The organism is Oleiphilus sp. HI0067, from assembly GCF_001635735.1.
Genome location: NZ_LWFI01001082.1, coordinates 1 through 2034 on the forward strand (window position 1 = coordinate 1; position 2034 = coordinate 2034).

The 2034-nt window shown below is 43.8% G+C and carries 3 protein-coding genes; all 3 read left to right on the forward strand.

Features of this window, described 5'->3' with window-relative positions; translation table 11 throughout:
- The coding region (locus A3739_RS15080) for a cobyric acid synthase (RefSeq protein WP_068501945.1) at positions 1-1109 on the forward strand (1109 nt) is incomplete at its 5' end.
- On the forward strand, positions 1106-1636 hold the full coding sequence (gene cobU, locus A3739_RS15085; protein WP_068481558.1) for a bifunctional adenosylcobinamide kinase/adenosylcobinamide-phosphate guanylyltransferase: 531 nt from the start codon (positions 1106-1108) through the stop codon (positions 1634-1636). The genes A3739_RS15080 and cobU, both read left to right, overlap by 4 nt.
- Before the next feature lie 7 nt (positions 1637-1643).
- Positions 1644-2034: cobalamin biosynthesis protein (locus A3739_RS15090; protein ID WP_197472349.1), on the forward strand; the 391-nt coding region annotated here is incomplete at its 3' end.

The window sequence follows — 2034 nt, forward strand, 5'->3', positions numbered from 1 at the left end:
AATCTCATCAGCGGCTCGAAGAGCAATATCAGTGTGTCATTGTGGAAGGTGCAGGCTCCCCGGCCGAGATAAATCTTCGCGATCGAGATATCGCTAACATGGGCTTTGCTGAAGCGGCTGATTGCCCTGTCATTATTGTCGCTGACATCGATAAAGGAGGTGTGTTCGCGCAATTAGTGGGGACTTTAGATCTTCTTAGCGAAAGTGAGCAAAATCGCGTTGTGGGTTTTGTGATTAATCGATTTCGGGGCGATATAAAACTCTTAGAGAATGGACTCGAATGGTTAGAACAGCGCACTGGCAAACCTGTATTGGGTGTTTTGCCTTATCTTCATGGTTTGAATATTGATGCAGAAGATGCGTTGCCAGATGACAACTTGAAGCAAGACGGTGAGTTTCGTGTTGTAGTGCCAGTGCTTCCGCGCATTAGTAATCACACAGATTTCGAGGCTTTGCGTTTACATCCAGAAATAAACTTTACTTATGTTCCTCCGAATGGAGACATCCCTCCTGCAGATTTAATTATCCTTCCTGGTTCTAAGTCGGTTCGCGCTGATCTAGCCTTTTTGCGTGAGCAAGGATGGGAAGATGCAATAAATAAACATCTTCGATACGGTGGGAAAGTACTCGGCATCTGCGGCGGTTATCAAATGCTGGGCCAAAGCATTGATGATCCTGATGGTATTGAAGGCGATCCAGGTTTATCTCAGGGCTTTGGGTTCTTGGAACATCATACAATGCTTACAAAAGAAAAAGCGCTTGTTCGGGTAAGAGGGCAGTTTGCCTCAGATGGTGTTGCCGTCCAAGGTTATGAGATACATGCTGGTCGTACGCATGGTGAATCATTAGATAGGCCGTTTATTCACTATGAGAATGGTAATTCAGACGGCGCTGTGAGCCTTGATTCAAATATTGCGGGGACATACTGGCATGGTCTTTTAGATACACCTGATGCGCTTACTTCTGTGCTTAATTGGGCGGGCTTTAAAGTTAAAGAACAACTTGACTATCAAGCTGTTCGTGAAGCTTCAATTGAGCGTTTGGCTGTTGCATTTGATGAAAGCATCGATATGGAGAATGTGCTCAGTTTCTTGGAGTTAGATGAATGAAGCATCTAGTCCTTGGGGGTGTTAAGTCTGGAAAAAGTCGATATGCAGAGACTCTTGCTGCAGATGTAGCTAGCAAAACTAAATTTAACGTTGCATTAGTCGCAACCGCACAAGCTCTTGACGAAGAAATGACTCAGCGTATTAGCAAGCATCAAATCCAGAGACCGGATAATTGGGTGGTGATCGAAGAGCCTGTCGATCTTGCTAAAGCTTTAAGAGATTTAGATGCAGACCCGAGCGTAGGTGTTATCGTGATTGATTGCCTAACACTATGGTTGACCAATTTGCTTGTAAAACCTGAGGTTGTTGACCATAAAGATTCGTTTATTTCTGTGTTTAAGGGGCAACTAGAGACGACAGATACACCTTGTATTTTGGTGTCTAATGAAACCAATATGGGACTCATTGGTATGGATAAACTTACCCGTGATTTTTGTGATGAAGCTGGACGCTTGCATCAATCCCTAGCGACTATCTGTGATCATGTGAGTTTAGTCGTCGCCGGTTTACCCCTTTCAGTGAAGTGAGCTGGTTATGTATCTTTTATCACCAGATCTGCTTTCGCCAACCTTGAGCGCATTCGCTGAGCTTTCGTTTTTCCCGATTTTTACTAATCCGGTTTACGCTTCAATGTGTGTCTTGTTGGCTTTTGTATTCGATTCGATACTTGGTGAGCCAAAAAAATATCATCCGATCGTTGGCCTTGGAAATCTTATCGCGGTCGTTGAACGAGCTTTTTATCCTGAGAATAACAATAGACCTCGATTGCTAATTAGGGGTGTGAGTGCGGCGTTTATTGTGCATAGCTCACTGTTTATTTGTATTTTGCTAGTGGTGTTGGCGCCGTCAGCGATCATAGAGAGTGATAACGTACATGTATGGTTTGGTATGCTGTCGGTCATTATCTTGTATATATGTATTGCTC